This window comes from uncultured Nocardioides sp., from assembly GCF_947489365.1.
Classification (GTDB): Bacteria; Actinomycetota; Actinomycetes; order Propionibacteriales; family Nocardioidaceae; genus Nocardioides.
The window spans coordinates 177,754-194,278 of the sequence record NZ_CANLDB010000007.1; the positions used below are offsets into that span (position 1 = coordinate 177,754).

Annotated in this window: 13 protein-coding genes; 12 read left to right on the forward strand and 1 reads right to left on the reverse strand. The window is 74.7% G+C overall.

The annotated features are described in order from the left end of the window. Positions 1-80 precede the first annotated feature (80 nt). The 11 genes from Q0858_RS18050 (at position 81) to Q0858_RS18100 (ending at position 12,272) form a co-directional block, all read left to right on the forward strand. A complete protein-coding gene (locus tag Q0858_RS18050; protein ID WP_299057438.1) occupies positions 81-395 on the forward strand; it encodes an EthD family reductase in 315 nt (104 codons plus the stop codon). Continuing rightward, a complete protein-coding gene (locus Q0858_RS18055; protein WP_299057441.1) occupies positions 392-1,567 on the forward strand; it encodes a Gfo/Idh/MocA family oxidoreductase in 1,176 nt (391 codons plus the stop codon). Before Q0858_RS18050 ends, Q0858_RS18055 begins: the two co-directional genes overlap by 4 nt. After that, positions 1,564-2,406, forward strand: a complete 843-nt coding sequence (locus Q0858_RS18060; protein ID WP_299057444.1) for a phosphoenolpyruvate hydrolase family protein — start codon at positions 1,564-1,566, stop codon at positions 2,404-2,406. Before Q0858_RS18055 ends, Q0858_RS18060 begins: the two co-directional genes overlap by 4 nt. Then, positions 2,403-3,647 (forward strand): Tm-1-like ATP-binding domain-containing protein, encoded by a 1,245-nt coding sequence (locus Q0858_RS18065; protein WP_299057446.1) that lies wholly within the window; start codon positions 2,403-2,405, stop codon positions 3,645-3,647. The genes Q0858_RS18060 and Q0858_RS18065 overlap by 4 nt, the downstream gene beginning before the upstream one ends. Next, a complete protein-coding gene (locus tag Q0858_RS18070) occupies positions 3,644-5,161 on the forward strand; it encodes an NAD(P)/FAD-dependent oxidoreductase (protein WP_299057447.1) in 1,518 nt (505 codons plus the stop codon). The genes Q0858_RS18065 and Q0858_RS18070 overlap by 4 nt, the downstream gene beginning before the upstream one ends. Next, positions 5,149-6,264, forward strand: a complete 1,116-nt coding sequence (gene ugpC, locus Q0858_RS18075; RefSeq protein ID WP_299057450.1) for a sn-glycerol-3-phosphate ABC transporter ATP-binding protein UgpC — start codon at positions 5,149-5,151, stop codon at positions 6,262-6,264. The genes Q0858_RS18070 and ugpC overlap by 13 nt, the downstream gene beginning before the upstream one ends. Positions 6,265-6,270: 6 nt before the next feature. After that, the gene (locus tag Q0858_RS18080) at positions 6,271-7,875 is read left to right on the forward strand and encodes a rhodanese-like domain-containing protein (protein ID WP_299057453.1); all 1,605 of its coding nucleotides are present in this window, start codon (positions 6,271-6,273) and stop codon (positions 7,873-7,875) included. Beyond that, the gene (locus tag Q0858_RS18085) at positions 7,872-9,173 is read left to right on the forward strand and encodes an LLM class flavin-dependent oxidoreductase (RefSeq protein ID WP_299057455.1); all 1,302 of its coding nucleotides are present in this window, start codon (positions 7,872-7,874) and stop codon (positions 9,171-9,173) included. Before Q0858_RS18080 ends, Q0858_RS18085 begins: the two co-directional genes overlap by 4 nt. 28 nt (positions 9,174-9,201) lie before the next feature. Continuing rightward, positions 9,202-9,696, forward strand: a complete 495-nt coding sequence (locus Q0858_RS18090; RefSeq protein ID WP_299057457.1) for a 2'-5' RNA ligase family protein — start codon at positions 9,202-9,204, stop codon at positions 9,694-9,696. 72 nt (positions 9,697-9,768) lie between these two features. Further along, the gene (locus tag Q0858_RS18095; protein ID WP_299057459.1) at positions 9,769-11,082 is read left to right on the forward strand and encodes an MFS transporter; all 1,314 of its coding nucleotides are present in this window, start codon (positions 9,769-9,771) and stop codon (positions 11,080-11,082) included. 38 nt (positions 11,083-11,120) lie between these two features. Next, on the forward strand, positions 11,121-12,272 hold the full coding sequence (locus Q0858_RS18100) for an FUSC family protein (RefSeq protein WP_299057586.1): 1,152 nt from the start codon (positions 11,121-11,123) through the stop codon (positions 12,270-12,272). 873 nt (positions 12,273-13,145) lie between these two features. Here Q0858_RS18100 and Q0858_RS18105 read toward each other — a convergent pair. Next, a complete protein-coding gene (locus Q0858_RS18105) occupies positions 13,146-14,072 on the reverse strand; it encodes an alpha/beta hydrolase (RefSeq protein WP_299057461.1) in 927 nt (308 codons plus the stop codon). Positions 14,073-14,182: 110 nt separating this feature from the next. Here Q0858_RS18105 and Q0858_RS18110 point away from each other — a divergent pair, with 110 nt between their 5' ends. Next, positions 14,183-16,477 (forward strand): choice-of-anchor I family protein, encoded by a 2,295-nt coding sequence (locus Q0858_RS18110; RefSeq protein ID WP_299057463.1) that lies wholly within the window; start codon positions 14,183-14,185, stop codon positions 16,475-16,477. Positions 16,478-16,525: the final 48 nt, after the last annotated feature.

Consider the following 16,525-nt stretch of genomic DNA (forward strand, 5'->3'; position numbering starts at 1 on the left):
GGGCCGGCCATGGCCGAGCCACGAGACCACCGACAGCGACACCCCGACCACCGCGGAACGAAGGAGATGACGTGCACCGCATGACGATCCTGTACGGGCGGCCCGACGACCCGGCGGAGTTCGACCGGTACTACCGGGAGGTCCACCTGCCCATCGCGGAGAAGATGCGGGGGCTGACCGGGTGGAACCTGACGTGGACCGACGACCAGGTCGGGGACTCCCCCGCGATCGGCGGGCCCGTCCACCTCGTCGTCGACCTGCTCGCCGAGAGCGCGGAGGCGATGGACGCGATCCTCGCCTCCCCCGAGGGGCAGGCGGCGTCGGCCGACGTGCCGAACTTCGCCACCGGCGGCGCCGTCTTCCTCCGCGGCACCCAGGAGCAGGTCGACGTATGACCCGCACCGTCGACGTCGCGATCGTCGGGCTGGGGTTCGGCGAGGACTTCCTGCCCGTCTACCAGGCCCACCCCGCCGTGGGGCGGGTGGCGATCGTCGACCCGTCCGAGGCGCGCCTGGCCGACGTCGGCGACCGGTACGGCGTGGCCGACCGCTTCACCGACCTCCACGCGCTGCTCGCGACCGACGCGTGGGACGCCGTCCACGTGCTCGCGCCGGTGTCGTTCCACGCCGAGCTCAGCCTCGCGGTCCTGCGCTCGGGCCGGCACTGCGCGTGCGCCGTCCCGATGGCGACCACGCTGGAGGACCTCCACGCGCTCGTCGAGACCCAGCAGCGCAGCGGGCTGGTCTACACGATGATGGAGACCGCCGTCCGCGGCCGCGAGTACGCCGCCGTCGAGCGGCTGCACCGCGACGGAGCGCTCGGCACGCTCACCGGCTACCACGGCTTCCACGTGCAGAACCTCGACGGCTACCCGGAGTACTGGCGCGGCTTCCCGCCGATGCAGTACGCCACCCACGCCCTCGCCCCGGCCCTCGCGCTCGAGGCGACGCACGTCGAGCAGGTCGTCTGCCTCGGCTCCGGGCGCCTCACCCCGGACCGCGTCGGCAGCTCCGGCAACCCCTTCCCCACCCAGGTCGGGCTCTTCAGCCTCGCGGGCTCCGACCTGACCGCGCAGGTGACTCTGTCGTTCTTCCAGACCGCGCGGCCTTACACCGAGGGCTTCGACGTGTACGGCGACGCCGGCAGCGTCGAGTGGCCCCGCGTCGACGGCGACCCGCTGCGCTTCTACGCCCTGCAGGACCTCGACCCCGGGCTGCCCGACCGGGGCCTGCGCGGGCGCCGCTCCACGCTCACCCCGCTCGAGCCCCTCGACGAGGCGGCCGGCCTGCCGGACGCGATCACGCCGTACCTGCGCGCCTTCGACGTCCCGGACGGCGCCGGCGGGACGGTCCGCCGCCCCGCCGAGCACGGCGGCTCCCACCCGCGGCTGGTCCACGAGTTCGTGACCGCCTGCGTCGACGGCACCCCACCGCCGCTGGACGCCGTCACCTCGGCGCAGTACACCGCGCCCGGCATCTGCGCGCACGCCTCCTCCCTGCAGGGCGGCGCACCGGTCGCCGTCCCCACGTTCGACCTCCAGCCCGCCACGAAAGGACTGCACCCATGACGACCCGTGACGAGGTCCTGGCCCGGCTGCGTGCGCAGGTGGAGCAGGGCCGGCCGATCATCGGCACCGGGGCCGGCACCGGCATCTCCGCCAAGTTCGCCGAGCGTGGCGGCGCCGACCTCATCCTCATCTACAACTCCGGCCGGTTCCGGATGGCCGGCCACGGCTCCAACGCCGGGCTCCTCGCGCTGGGCGACGCGAACGCGATCGTCCTCGAGATGGGCGAGCGGGAGGTGCTGCCCGTGGTCCGGGACGTCCCCGTCATCGCCGGCGTCAACGGCACCGATCCCACCCGCGTCATGCCCCGCTTCCTGCGCACCCTCGAGCAGGCCGGGTTCGCCGGCGTCATCAACTTCCCCAGCCACGGCATCATCGACGGCCGCTGGCGCGAGAGCCTCGAGGCCACCGGGTTCGGCTACGACCGCGAGGTCGAGATGATCGCCACCGCCGCGTCGCTGGGCTTGTTCACCATGGCCTACGTGTTCACCCCCGACGAGGCGCGCCGCATGGCCGAGGCCGGGGTCGACGTCGTCGTCGCCCACATGGGGCTGACCGTCGGCGGCTCGATCGGCGCCTCCAGCGACTTCGCGAAGACCCTCGACGACTGCGTCGTGCTCATCGAGGAGATCGCGACCGCCGCGCGGAAGGTGAACGAGGACGTGCTCGTCGTCAGCCACGGCGGACCCCTCGCCGGGCCGGACGACGTCGCCTTCGTGCTCGAGCGGACGACGACCGTCGGCTTCGTCGGCGCCTCCAGCATCGAGCGGATCCCGATCGAGGAGCCCATCGCCGACGTCGTCGACACCTTCAAGCGGCTGCCGATGGGACCGCTGCCGTGAGCGACCGGCCCACCGTCGTCCTGCTCGGCGCGTGGGACACGAAGGCCGAGCCGCTCACCCACCTGTACGACGGCCTGGTGGCGCGCGGCTGCGCCGTCCACCGGGTCGACTTCGGCACCGGCTCCACCGCCGACGCCGAGACCACCGCCGCCGACCTCGCGGCGCGGGCCGGCACGCCCGGCTCACGGTCGGGTGGCGGGTCGGGCGGCGGGAGCCCGGGGCGCGCCGCCACGCTCGACGCCGCCGGCGCCGCGGCGGCCGCGGTGGTCGCGGAGCTGCAGGCGGCCGGCGCGGTCGACGGCCTGGTCTCGGCCGGCGGGTCGGGCGCCGCGACGGTCTTCGCCGCGGTCGCGCCGGTGGTGGCGTTCGGGACCCCCAAGGTGCTGGTCTCCACGATCGCCGCCGGCGACACCCGGCCCTACCTGCAGGGCCTCGACGTCGAGCTGGTCTTCCCGGTCGTCGACGTCGAGGGCGACAACCACGTCCTGCGCTCCGTGCTCGACCGAGCCGCGGCCGGCCTCGCCGCCCAGGCCGCCGAGCACCACGCACGACGCGCCGAGCCCACGCCCGCGGAGCACCCGCACGAGACCGTCGCCGTCTCGATGTTCGGCATCACCACCCCGTGCGTCGCCCACGTGCGGCGCCGCCTGAGCGCCCGCGGCGACGAGGTCCTGGCGTTCCACGCCAACGGCACCGGCGGCGTCTCGATGGAGCGCCTCGTCCGCGACGGCCTCGTCGACGCGGTCGTCGACGTCACCACCACCGAGCTCGCCGACCTCGTCGCCGGCGGCACCCTCCCCGCCGGGGACGACCGGTTGACCGCCGCCGCGGAGGCCGGCGTCCCGCAGGTCGTCGTCCCCGGGGCCCTGGACACGATCAACTTCGGGCCCCCGGCCACCGTGCCCGAGGCGATGCGTGGACGGACGATCCACGCCCACAACCGCTTCGTCACCCTCGTCCGCACCGACGCCGCGGAGTCCGCCCGGCTCGGCGAGCTCGTCGGCGCGCGGGTCTCGGCCGCCCCCGCCACCACCACGGTCGTCCTCCCCCTCGGGGGCGTCTCCGCGCTCGACGCGCCCGGTGGGGACTTCTGGGACCCCGAGGCCGACGAGGCGTTCCGCACCGCGCTGCGCCGTACCGCCGGTGACGCGCGGGTCGTCGAGGTCGAGCACCACGTCAACGACGAGGCGTTCGCCGACGTCCTGCTCGCCGAGCTCGACCTCCTGCGGGGCCGCCGATGAGCCACGGTGGCCAGCGGCCGGATGTCGTCGTCCTCGGCGCCGGCATGGCCGGCCTGGCGGCGACCCGCTGGCTGCGCTCGGAGGGGTTCGCCGTTCTCACCCTCGAGGCGTACGACGACCTCGGCGGGCAGTGGCACCGCGACAACCCGACGTCCGGGGTGTGGCCGCGCATGCGGACCAACACCGCGTCCTTCCTCACCCGCTTCTCCGACGTCGACTACCCCGACGGCACGGCGGTCTTCCCCCGCAACGGCGAGGTGCTGGACCTGCTGCGCACCTACGCCGAGCGCCACGACCTGCACGCCTCGATCACGTACGGCGCCCGCGTGACGGGGGTGAGCCCGCTCGACGCAGGCGGCTACCGGGTCACCTGGACCCACCGGGGCGAGACCCGGAGCGTGGACGTGCCCCGCGTCGTCGTCGCCACCGGCCGCTACACCCACCCGGAGGCGCCGCCGGTGCCCGGCTGGGACACCTTCGCCGGCCGCACCGAGCACGCCTTCGACTACACCGGCCCGGAGGCCTACCGCGGCGAGCGGGTCGTGGTCTGCGGCGGGAGCATCTCCGCCCTCGAGGTCGTCACCGACCTCGCCGTCGGCGGGGCCGACGACGTCCACCTCGCCCAGCGGCGCCAGCGGTACGTCATGCCCAAGATGTACGTCGGCACCCCGGTCGAGTCCTACGTCTTCACCCGCGCGCTCGCCGAGGGCATCGCGACCACCCCGCCCGAGACCCAGCTCGCCGCCGCCGAGAGCCGCGTACGACGCCTCGCGGGCGACCCCGCCGACTACGGCGCCCCCGCCCCGCACCCCGACTTCGCGCTCGCCGGGGTGACCGGCAGCCCGTCGTACCTCAACCTCGTCGCCGAGGACCGGATCACGGTGCACGGCTGGCCGACGGCGATGTCGGGGCGCACCGTCCGCTTCGCCGACGGCGACGTGCACGACGTCGACGCCGTCGTCGCCGCGACCGGCTTCGACCTGCGCCTGGACTTCCTCGACGAGCGGATCCGCACCACGCTCGCGCTCGGCCCGAAGTCGTACGCCGCCGCCGAGTTCACCTTCCACCCCGACCTGCCCGGCCTCGCGCTCGCGGGGCTCTGGGCGCAGCTGGGGCCGTACGCCGTCGGGCTTGAGCAGCAGGCCCGCTGGATCGCCTACACGTGGAGCGGCCGCGGCCCGTCGTACGACGCCGAGCAGCTGCGCGAGCGGGTCGCGGCGGGGGTCCGCGAGGGCCACCACGTCGGCTACCGCGAGCAGCACGAGATGGCGCTGCGGTTCGGACGCCTCGCCGGCGTCGACCCCACCCCTCAGCGGCTCGCCGAGGACGACGTGCTGCGCCACCTGCTGCCCCGGGTGGCGATGAGCGCGGACGTGTTCCGCCTCGTCGGCCCCGACGCCGACCCCTGCGCGCGGGAGCGGGTGCTGCGCGACGCGCGTCGCTTCGCCGCCCCCGAGGTGCGCCACTCCCTGACCGACCCGAGGACGACCGAGGAGCAGACATGGCCGGCGTGAGGTTCGAGAAGGCACGACGTGTCTACCCCGGCTCGACCGAGCCCGCGGTGCACGGCATCGACCTGGAGATCGCCGACGGCGAGTTCATGGTGCTCGTCGGCCCGTCCGGCTGCGGCAAGTCGACGACGCTGCGGATGCTCGCCGGCCTCGAGGAGGTGGACGGCGGCCGGGTGCTGATCGGCGACCGCGACGTCACCGCCGTGGCACCGAAGGACCGCGACATCGCGATGGTGTTCCAGAGCTACGCGCTCTACCCCCACATGAGCGTCGCCGACAACATGGGCTTCGCGCTCAAGGTGAGCCGTGTCGGCAAGGCCGAGCGTCGCGCGCGGGTCGAGAAGGCCGCCGCCATGCTGGGGCTGACCGACTACCTCGACCGCAAGCCGCGGGCGCTGTCCGGCGGCCAGCGGCAGCGGGTGGCGATGGGCCGGGCGATCGTGCGCAGCCCCCAGGTGTTCTGCATGGACGAGCCGCTGTCGAACCTCGACGCGAAGATGCGGGTGCAGACCCGCGCCGACATCGCGCGGGTCCAGGCGGAGCTCGGCACCACCACCGTCTACGTCACCCACGACCAGGTCGAGGCCATGACCATGGGCGACCGGGTCGCGGTGATGAAGGACGGCGTCCTGCAGCAGGTCGACACCCCGCTGGCGCTCTACCGCGACCCCGCCAACCTCTTCGTCGCCGGCTTCATCGGCTCCCCGCAGATGAACCTCGTCGACGCCGAGGTGGACGGCGACCGCGCGCGGGTCGGGGAGGGGGTCGGGGCGTACGCCGTCCCGCTCGCCCCGGCGGTCACGGCCCAGGTCACCGGCGCGGTGACCCTCGGCGTACGGCCCGAGGCGTGGCGGCTGCTCGGCGCGGGCGACACCGCCGACGGACTCGAGGCGGAGGTGCTCGTGGTCGAGGAGCTCGGCGCCGACTCCTACGTCCACGTCCGCCGGGCGGGGTCGGGGATCGACACGCTGCCGCTCGTCGTCCGCACCGACCCCCGGGCGCTGCCCGGCGGTGGAGCGGTCCGCGGCCAGACGGTGCACGTCGCCGTCGACCCCGCCGACGTCTACGTCTTCGACACCGCCACCGGCGCGCGGCTGCGGGCCTGAGGCGCCGTGACACCCGCCGAGCTCCGGTCCCTGCTGACCGGCGAGGACTCCCACGACCGCGAGGTCGCGGTGCTCGACGTCCGCTCCCCGCTCGCGCGCAGCCGCGGGCACCTCGCCCGCAGCAGCGGCGTCCCCCTGCACGGGCTGGAGCAGCGCGTGACGACGCTGGTCCCGGTGCGGACGACACCCGTCGTCCTCGCCGGCGAGCCCACCCTCGACGCCTGGGCGGCGCGGGTCCTGGCCGGCCTGGGGTACGACGACGTCCGGCTGCTCGACGGCGGTGCCGCCGGCTGGGCGGCGGCCGGGGAGCGGCTGCACACCGGGAGCGGGGTGCGTCCGAAGACCCTCGGCGAGCAGGTCGAGCGGGACCTCGGCACCCCCACGGTCGACCCCGCCACGGTCGCGGCGTGGCGGGCGGCGGGCGAGGACGTCGTCGTCCTCGACGCGCGGCCGCACGCGGAGTACGTCCACCACCACGTCCCCGGCGGCCTCGACACCGGTGGCGGCGCCGAGCTCGCCCTCCGCGCGCTGCCCGCCCTCGCCGCCCTGCCGACGTCGACCCGGGTCGTCGTCAACTGCGCCGGCCGCACCCGCGGGATCGTCGGCGCCCAGACGCTGCGCGAGCTCGGCGTCGCCCAGACGGTCCACTCGCTGAGCCACGGCCTGCCCGCCTGGGGCTGGGCCGGGCTGGACGTCGAGTCCGGCGCCCGGGAGGCGCTCGCCGCGCCGGGACCCGTGCCGGACGAGGTCCGCGGGCGGGCCCTGGCGTCCCTCGGGGCGCTGGGGGTGCCGGTCGTCGACCTGCCCCTCGAGCCGGACGCCGGGCGGACGACGTACCTCGTGGACGTGCGGAGCCCCGCCGAGCACGCGGAGGGCCTCGTCGCCGGGGCCCGCGGCATCCAGGGCGGGCAGCTGGTGCAGGCGACCGACGACCACCTCGCCGTGCTGGGCGCCCGGGTGGTGCTGGTCGACTCCCGTGACCTGGTGCGGGCCGCGACGACGGCCCGCTGGTTGCGGCTGCTGCACGACGGGCCGCTCGCGGTCGCCGTCCACGACCCCGCCCTCGTCGGCCACTCCCCCGCGGCCCCGGAGCCGCCCGCCGTGCCGCGGCTCCACCCGGGCACCGTGCCGGACGCGGACGACCTGGTGCTGGACCTGCGCACGTCGGCGCACTACCGGGAGGGGCACCTGCCCGGTGCCGTGCTGGCCCGGCGCGAGGAGCTGCCGGCGCTGACCGAGCGCGTGACCGGCCGGGGCGTCCTCGTCGGGGGCGGTGGTCACCCCGCGCCCGAGGGCCACGACCTGCAGGCGCCGCCACGGGGCGCCGTCCGCGCCGAGTGGGCCGCCGCCGAGCTGCGCGCGGCCGGGGTCGACGCCGTCGTCCTGGAGTGGTCGCCGGACCTGCCCGCGACGACCGACGACGAGCGCGTCGCGGGCGACGAGGTCGTCGACCACGTCGGTCCGCCGGACTTCGGGCCCGCGCGCGACGCCTGGTACCGCGACTACTTCGCCTGGGAGCACTCCCTGCTCGGCCTCACCGCCGGCGACCCCGACTTCGCGTTCGACCTGACCACCGACACCACCGCAGACGAGACCCAGGAGCAGCCATGAGCCGGGACCAGCGGCAGATGAAGCTCATCGTGAACATGCAGCCCTCGGGGGTGCACCAGGGCGCGTGGATGGCGCCGGGCGCGAACCGTCGCGCGTTCGTCGACCTCGACAACTACCGCCGCATCGCCCGGCTCTGCGAGCGCGGCCGCATCGACGCGGTGTTCCTCGCCGACTTCCTGGCGCTGCAGCCTGAGTCGTCGCGGCAGCCGCGGTGGACCCTCGACCCCGTCGTCCTGCTGTCGGCGCTCGCGGCGGAGACCACCCACCTCGGGCTGGTGTGCAGCATCTCGACGACGTTCTCCGAGCCGTACCAGGTCGCGCGCGTGGTGGCCTCCCTCGACCACGTCAGCGGCGGCCGCGCGGGCTGGAACGTCGTCACCAGCTTCGACCCGAACTCGGCGCGCAACTTCGGGCTCGCCGACCTGCCGGAGAAGGCCGACCGCTACCGGCGCGCCGGGGAGTTCCTCGACGTCGTCCAGGCGCTGTGGAGCAGCTGGGAGCCGGACGCGCTCGCGCTCGACCCGTCGTCCGGCACCTTCATCGACACCGACAAGGTGCACCCCGTCGACCACGACGGCGAGTTCTTCACCGTCGCCGGGCCGCTCCAGGTGCCGACCCCGCCGCAGGGCCGGCCCGTGCTGTTCCAGGCCGGCGCCTCGGGGCCGGGCCGCGACCTCGCGGCGCGGTACGCCGACGCGGTCTTCGCCGCCCAGCTCACCCTCGAGTCGGCCCGCGACTACCGCGACGGCCTGCGCGCCGGCGCCGTCGCCGCCGGCCGGCCCGCGGACGACGTGACGCTCTTCCCCGGCGTCACCGTCGTCGTCGGGGAGACCAAGGCGGAGGCGGTCGCGAAGCGCGCCGCGCTCGACGACCTGATCGGCGGCGCCCCGGCGCGGCTGACGAGCCTGGAGTACTTCCTCGGCCTCGAGCCGGGCTCGCTGAAGGTCGACGAGACGATCCCCGACGAGGCGCGGGTTCCGACCACCACCGGCACGGAGGGCTTCCGACAGGCGGTCGTGTCGTTCTTCGACACGCCGGGTCGCACCGTCGGCGACTTCCTGCGGGAGGGCTCCATCGGCCACCGGTCGCTGGTCGGCGACGTCACCGAGGTGGCCGACGACCTGGAGCGGTGGTTCACCGAGGGCGCGGCCGACGGGTTCGTGCTGATGCTCGACGCCTCCCCCGGCGGGGTGGAGGACGTCGTGGACCTCGTGGTCCCCGAGCTGCAGCGGCGCGGGCTGTTCCGCACCGAGTACGACGACGACCCGCGCCTCGGCGTCCGGCTGGGCGTGCGCTGAGGTCGGCTCCCCCGGGTACCGCGAGGGCATGGATCCCCTCGTCGTGTCGCTCGAGCTCGACGAGACCCACCAGCGGCGCTTCGACGCCGAGCGGGCCGAGCTGTTCCCCCGCACGGCGGTCGGGGCGCACCTGACGCTGTTCCACGCCGTCCCGGGCGAGCGGCTGGACCGGGTGCTGGCGGACGTCGCCGCCGAGGCCGACCGGCCGTCGTTCGACCTGCGGGTCGCCGAGGTGATGGCGCTCGGCCGCGGGGCGGCGTACCGGCTCGAGGCCGACGAGCTCGTCGCGCTGCACCGGCGGCTGCAGCGCGCGTGGTCGGACGACCTCACCCGTCAGGACTCCCAGGGGCTGCGGCCGCACGTGACGGTCCAGAACAAGGTCTCGCCCGAGGAGGCCCGAGCGACGGTGGACCGGTTGCGGGCGTCGTTCGAGCCCAGCACCGCGACCGCCGAGGCCCTCGCCGTCTGGCGCTACGTCGGCGGGCCCTGGGAGCCCGTCCAGCGCTTCGCGTTCGGCGCCTGACCCGCCCGCTCGGGCACCAATGGATATGTCTAGTATCTGAGTCGTCTTTGTAGTCCAGACTCAGGGGTGCCCGTGTCCGTCACCGACCGGCCCACGACGGCCGACCTCGCCACCACCCGGCGACGGGCCCGGCTCGGCTCGTTCGTCGGGACGACGATCGAGTGGTACGACTTCTACCTCTACGGCACCGCGGCGGCGCTCGTCTTCCCGCAGCTGTTCTTCCCGTCGTACTCGCCGCTGACCGGGACGCTCCTGGCGCTGCTGACCTACTCCGCCGGCTTCATCGCCCGCCCCCTCGGCGGCATCGTGATGGGCCACTACGGCGACAAGGTCGGCCGCAAGGCGATGCTGGTGACCTCGCTGATGGTCATGGGCGTCGCGACGACCCTGATCGGCCTGCTGCCGACGTACGCGACGATCGGCGTGTGGGGGCCGGTCGGGCTGCTGACGCTGCGGATCGTGCAGGGCTTCGGCGTCGGCGGCGAGTGGGGCGGCGCCGTCCTGGTGGCCGTCGAGCACGCCCCCGAGACCCGCCGCGGGGTGTTCGGGGCGTGGCCGCAGGCGGGCGTCCCGGCGGGCCTGCTGCTCGCCAACGGCGTCTTCACCGCGACGTCGCTGCTGCTGTCGGAGGACGCGTTCCTGGCCTGGGGCTGGCGCGTCGGGTTCCTCGGCTCGGCCGCGCTGATCGTGGTCGGCCTGGTGATCCGGCTGCAGATGGAGGAGACCCCGGACTTCGACAGGGTGAAGGCCGAGGGCGCGGTGGCGAGGTTCCCGCTGGGCCAGGTGCTGCGGCGGCAGTGGCGCGAGGTGCTGCTCGCGATCGGGCTGAGGCTGTCGCAGAACGCGATCTTCTACATCCTCACCGTCTTCTCGCTGACCTACGTCACCACCACGCTCGGGCTCGACCGGACGTACGCGCTGGCCGGCGTCCTGGTGGCGTCCGCCATCAGCATCGGCGGCCTGCTGTTCACCGGGTGGCTCTCGGACGAGTACGGACGCCGGCGGGTCTACCTCGTCGGGGCCGTCGCCTCGGGACTCTTCTGCTTCCCGTTCTTCTGGCTGCTCGACACCCGCAGCGGGCTGCTGATCGTCGTGGCGATCGTGGTGGGGATCTTCTTCCACGACCTGATGTACGGGCCCCAGGCCGCGTTCACCTCCGAGCTGTTCGAGCCCGAGCACCGCTACACCGGCGCGTCGCTCGGCTACCAGACCTCCTCGGTGGTCGCCGGTGGCCTGTCCCCCGTGCTCGCCGTCCTGCTCCTCGGGTGGTCGGGCGGCGAGCCGTGGTCGGTGGCGCTCTACCTCGTCGGGTTCAGCGCCGTCACGATCGCCGCGACGTGGCTGTCGCGGGAGACCCACGCAGGGAACCGCACCTCCGCGGGGTGAGGAGGACCGGCCTCCCCTATCGTCTGTCCGTGACGCAGATGGACGACCGACTGGAGCGTGCGCGCTCGTGGCGCGGCGTCCGCACCATGACGCGGGCCGAGGTCCGCACCCCGATCCTGCAGGCGCTGAAGGCCACGATCGCCGTGTCCGCCGCCTGGGCGCTGGCGGACACCTGGCTCCAGCTGCAGCAGCCGTTCCTGGCCCCGTGGGCAGCGCTGCTGACGGTCAGCGCGACCGTGTTCCGCTCGGTCAAGGGCGGCGGGCAGATCGTGCTGGCGTCGTTCCTCGGCATCCTGCTGTCGTTCGCGGCCGTGGCGGTGCTCGGGTACGGCGGGCCCGCCCTGGCCGTGTCGGTGCTGATCGGCCTCCTGATCAGCAACGTCCCCGGGCTGCGCACCGAGGGTGCCACCGTGGCGACCACGGCCCTGTTCGTGCTCACGGCGGGCTTCGCGCAGAACGAGACGATCCTGCTGCACCGCTTCGCCGACACGCTGCTCGGCGTCGGCGTGGGGCTGGTGGTCAACATGCTCATCGTGCCGCCGCTGGACCACGGGCTGGCGAGCCGGCAGCTCGACGACGTCACCACCCGCCTCGGCCGGCTGCTGAAGCAGATGGCCGACGACATGTCGCTGCCCGCCCGCCAGGAGCACACCGAGGTCTGGATCGAGGAGACCCGTCGGATCGACCGGGACCTCGACCGCGCCGAGGAGCTGCTGCACTTCACCCGGGAGAGCCACCGCTGGAACGCCCGCCGACACCGGTCACGGCGTGCGACCGACGTCAAGGTCAGCGAGGAGCGGCTGATCCGCCTCGAGGACGCGATCGCCCGCACCCGCTCGATCGCCCGGATCATCGCCGAGGCCGTCGCCTCCGCCGCCGAGTGGGACCCCCGCTTCCGCGAGCCCTGGCTGGCGATCCTGCGCGAGACGGGCGAGCTCGCCATCCAGTGGGACCCCGACGTCGGCGAGCTGCGCGGCCGGCTGACCGCCCTGGTCGAGGACCTCGACGAGGCCGGCCTGCCCGGCCGCTCGTGGCCCGTCTACGGCGCGCTCATCCAGTCGCTGGAGGTCGTCGTCAGCGTGCTCGACGAGGTCATCGGCGTCGGCGTCCTCGGCCCGGGCACCGCCCGCGCGATGCAGCGATCGCAGCGCCGTCGGGACGGCAGCGACGGGTCCGAGGGCGAGGGCTGACCCAGCCCCACCCAGTCGGTCGAGTCGGCACGTCTGCGCAGCTGTAGGGCCTCGAGTCGGCACATCTGCGCACCCCCAGACCGCCGAGTCGGCACGTCTGCGCACCCCCAGACCGCCGAGTCGGCACGTCTGCGCACCCCCAGCCGGTCGAGTCGGCACATCTGCGCACCCCCAGCCGGGCGGATTCCACCGGTCGGGTCGGCGCTTGTGAGCACCTGGGAGGAACGGCCCAGGCGCCGTACCCGCGCAGACGTGCCGACTCGACGCCGTACACCTGCGCAGACGTGCCGACTCGACCCGATTGAGCTGCGCAGACGTGCCGACTCGGGCTCTCCTGCTGGATGTGTGGGCCACGTGGTCCGATCACCCTCCGGAGCCGTGGTCGCGGTACTCCGTGACGGTACGCACCATCCGCGGGTCTGAGCTCGTGCGAGACGTCACGGAGTACCGCTCCTCCACAGCCGGCCGGGTCGCCCCGGTACTCGCCTGGAGAACTGCCGCTCCGGACCTTGCCGGACAGCAGGACCTCAGGGGACTAACCCTGCAGCTCACCCGGTCACGGTGGACAACGCCTCGCGACCCACGTCGACCACCGGCGCGCCACGCGCGTGGCGCCGCCGCCATCGCCGCGAGGACCCTCGCGGTCCCGTGCACGAGCGCACACAGTTCGACACCCGGCGGGCTCCCTCGCCGCCTCACACCGCACCAGGTCGCGCCGGCGCACCCACCGCCGAGGCGAACTGTGTCCCTTCGTGCAGCCTCCGCCCGACTCGACGCCGTACGGCTGCGCAGACGTGCCGACTCGACGCCGTACGGCTGCGCAGACCTGCCGACTCGACGCCGTACGGCTGCGCAGACGTGCCGACTGGGCCCTCAGGGGCGCAGGCGGTCGGCGACGGTGCGGGCGCCGCCGGGGGCCATGACGATCGTGTAGTGGTTGACGTCCTCGACGTCGTACGCCGCGAGCAGCGGCAGGCGCTCGGCGGCGGCCTCGACGGCGGCGGTCGGGTAGAGCGGCTCGGGCTCGTCCATCAGCCCCCGCGGCGCGCGGAGGAAGGTCAGCGGGAGCCCCGCCTCGGCGACCGCGTCGAGGGCCGCGAGGTGGCCGGGGTGGCCGAACAGCTCGGCGCCGTCCGCGGCCATCGCCTCGACCGTCGTGCTGGGCCGCAGCTCGGGCTCGGTGCCGCGCAGGTCGTAGTCGAGGTAGGCCTCGACGGTCGGGCTCCAGTCCGCGGCGAAGGCGGGGTGCTCGCGCCAGAAGTCGCGGTAGGCCTCCCGCGACGGGAACGTCATCGTCAACCGCTTGCCCGCCGGGCCCAGGGCCGCGGCGACGTCACCGACCTCCGCGGGGGCGGTGGGGTCGGTCGGAGCGGGTGCCGCCGGTGCCGCCGGGGCGGGCAGGGGCAGACCGCCGTCCACGAGCAGCAGCCTGCTCACCCGCTCGGGCATCAGCGCGGCGAGCTGCACCGCGACGAAGCCGCCCATCGAGTGCCCGGCGACCGCGACCGGGCCGGACGTCAGCGCCTCGAGCACCGCGGCGACGTCGGCGGCGTGCCGCGCCATCCCGTACGGCGGGGGCAGGTCGGCGCTGCGCCCGCGTCCCCGCAGGTCGGGGGCGACGACCCGCACGCCCGGCAGCGCCTCGGCGACCAGCGGCCAGCACCGGTGCGAGGCGGTGATCCCGTGGATCGCCACGACGGTCGGGGCCTGCGGGTCGTCGGGTCCCCACACGCCGACGGCGAGGTCGCCCCCGTCGACGGCGACGGTCGTGGTCCGGTAGGTCGCCTCGGCTGCGCTCATGCCTCCCACTGTGGCACCTCCGCCGTGGCACCCCGAGTGTTCGCCGGGCCGTCATCCACCGCTCGCCCCACGGCACCCCGGCACCGGGCCGTCATCCCTACCGTGCGCGCATGCCTTTCCGGATGTCCGCGCCCTCCGGCCGACGACGCGCCGTACCGGTCCTCCGGTACGCCGCCCCGCTCGCCGCCGCTGCCCTCGGCCTGCCCCTCCTCGTCGGCCTGCCGACGGCCTCTGCCCAGGGCTCCGTCGTGCCCGAGCCGGTGGTGCTCTCGGCCGACGACGCCGCGCTGTCGGTCGAGCCGATCGGCACCTACCGCACCGGGGTGTTCGACCGGTCGGCCGCGGAGATCGTGCACTTCCACGCCGCCACGCAGCGCCTCTTCGTCGTCAACGCGCTCTCCGGGGAGCTCGACGTCCTCGACGCCGCCGACCCGACCGACCCCACCCGGGAGACGTCCCTGGTCGCCTCCGACGCGGCCGGGGTGCCGACCGGGGTGACCGTGAACTCCGTCGCCGTCCGGGACGACGGCCTGCTCGCCGTCGCGGTCGAGGCACCGGTCAAGACCGACCCCGGCTGGATCGCCTTCGCCGACGCCGACAGCCTGACGTGGCTCGGGTCGGTCCAGGTGGGCGCCCTGCCCGACATGGTGACGATCACCGACGACGGCGCCCGTGCCGTCGTCGCCAACGAGGGCGAGCCCGCCGACGACTTCTCGGTCGACCCCGAGGGCTCGGTCGGCGTGATCGACCTCGGCGAGGGCGTCGTCGCGCCGCCGCAGTCCGCCGTCCGGACCGCCGACTTCCGCGCCTACGAGGACGGCGGCACCAAGACCCTCCCCGCCGGCGTCCGCGTCTTCGGCCCGCACGTGGGCGAGGGCTTCCGGGTCTCCCGCAACCTCGAGCCCGAGTACGTCGCCACCGAGGCCGACGGCTCCGTCGCGTACGCCGCGCTGCAGGAGGCCAACGCCCTCGCCGTGGTCGACCTCGACACCGCCGAGGTGACCGACCTCCTCCCGCTCGCGCCGGTCGACCACGCGGTCGCGGGCAACGGCATCGACCCCTCCGACCGCGACGGCGAGATCGCGATCGAACCCCGGCCCGTCCTCGGCCTGCCGATGCCCGACGGCATCGAGTCCTACCGCGCCGGCGGCACGACGTACCTCGTCACCGCCAACGAGGGCGACGCCCGCGAGTGGGGTGACTACGCCGAGCCCGCGCGCGCCGGCGGCCTCGAGGTGTGCCCGGGCTCCCCCGCCGACGGTCGCCTCGGCGTCGCCGACCTCGGTCGCCTCAACGTCACGACCGCCTCGGGCATCACCGACGGCGCCAGCTGCTACGAGCAGCTCTACTCCTTCGGGACGCGGTCGTTCTCGATCTGGACCACCGACGGCGAGCGGGTCTTCGACTCCGCGGACGCCTTCGAGCAGCTGACCGCCGAGGCCGTGCCGGACTTCTTCAACTCCAACCACAGCGAGAGCAACCTCGAGGGCCGCAGCGACGACAAGGGCCCGGAGCCGGAGAACCTCGACCTGGGCCGTGTCGGCGGGCGCACCTACGCCTTCGTCGGCCTCGAGCGGGTCGGCGGGCTGATGGTCTTCGACGTCACCGACCCCGCCGACTCGGTGTTCGTCACCTACGTCAACAACCGTGACTTCTCGGTCTCCGTCGAGGACGCCGACGACCCCGAGGCCGTGCTCGACCAGGCCGGTGACCTCGGACCCGAGGGCGTCGAGTTCGTCGCCGCCGCCGACTCCCCCACCGGTCAGCCCCTGGTGGCGGTCGGAAACGAGGTCTCCGGGACGACGACCCTCTTCGGCGTCGACCGCCTGACGCGGGGCGAGGCTCGGCTCGACGTCCGCGGCGTCCCGGACGCGGTCCGGTACGGCCGCGACCTGCGCCCACGTGTCGAGGTGTCCGAGACGGGCGCCGACGACGACACGAGCGGGATCAGCGGCACCGTCGAGGTGCGCCGTCGGGGCGTCACGATCGCGACGGCCGAGGTAGTGGACGGCGTCGCCCGGCCGGTGGTGCCGGGCACGCGCCTGGGGACCGGCGAGCAGCGCCTGGCGTTCGTCTTCGTACCCGACACCGGGGCCGACGTCACCGGGGCCCGCACCCTTGAGGAGCTGATGGTCCGTCGCGCCCGCACCGCCACGACGATCCGGTGGGCGCAGCGCCCGACCCCGCAGCGCAGCGGCGTGGCCCTGGTCACGGTGCGCAACACCGACACGGAGCCGACCCCGATCGGTCGCGTGACGGTGCAGGTTGCCGGGCAGACGCGCCGGGCGCGCCTCGAGGACGGGACCGCCCGTCTGCGGGTCGGTCCCGCCTCCCGGGGCACGCAGGCGCGGGCGTCGTACGGCGGGTCGGCGCGGTTCGCCCCGTCGTCCGCCACCACCGGCTGAGGTACGACGAGCGCCAGCGAGGAGCCTCGAGACCCGGCGAGAAGTCCG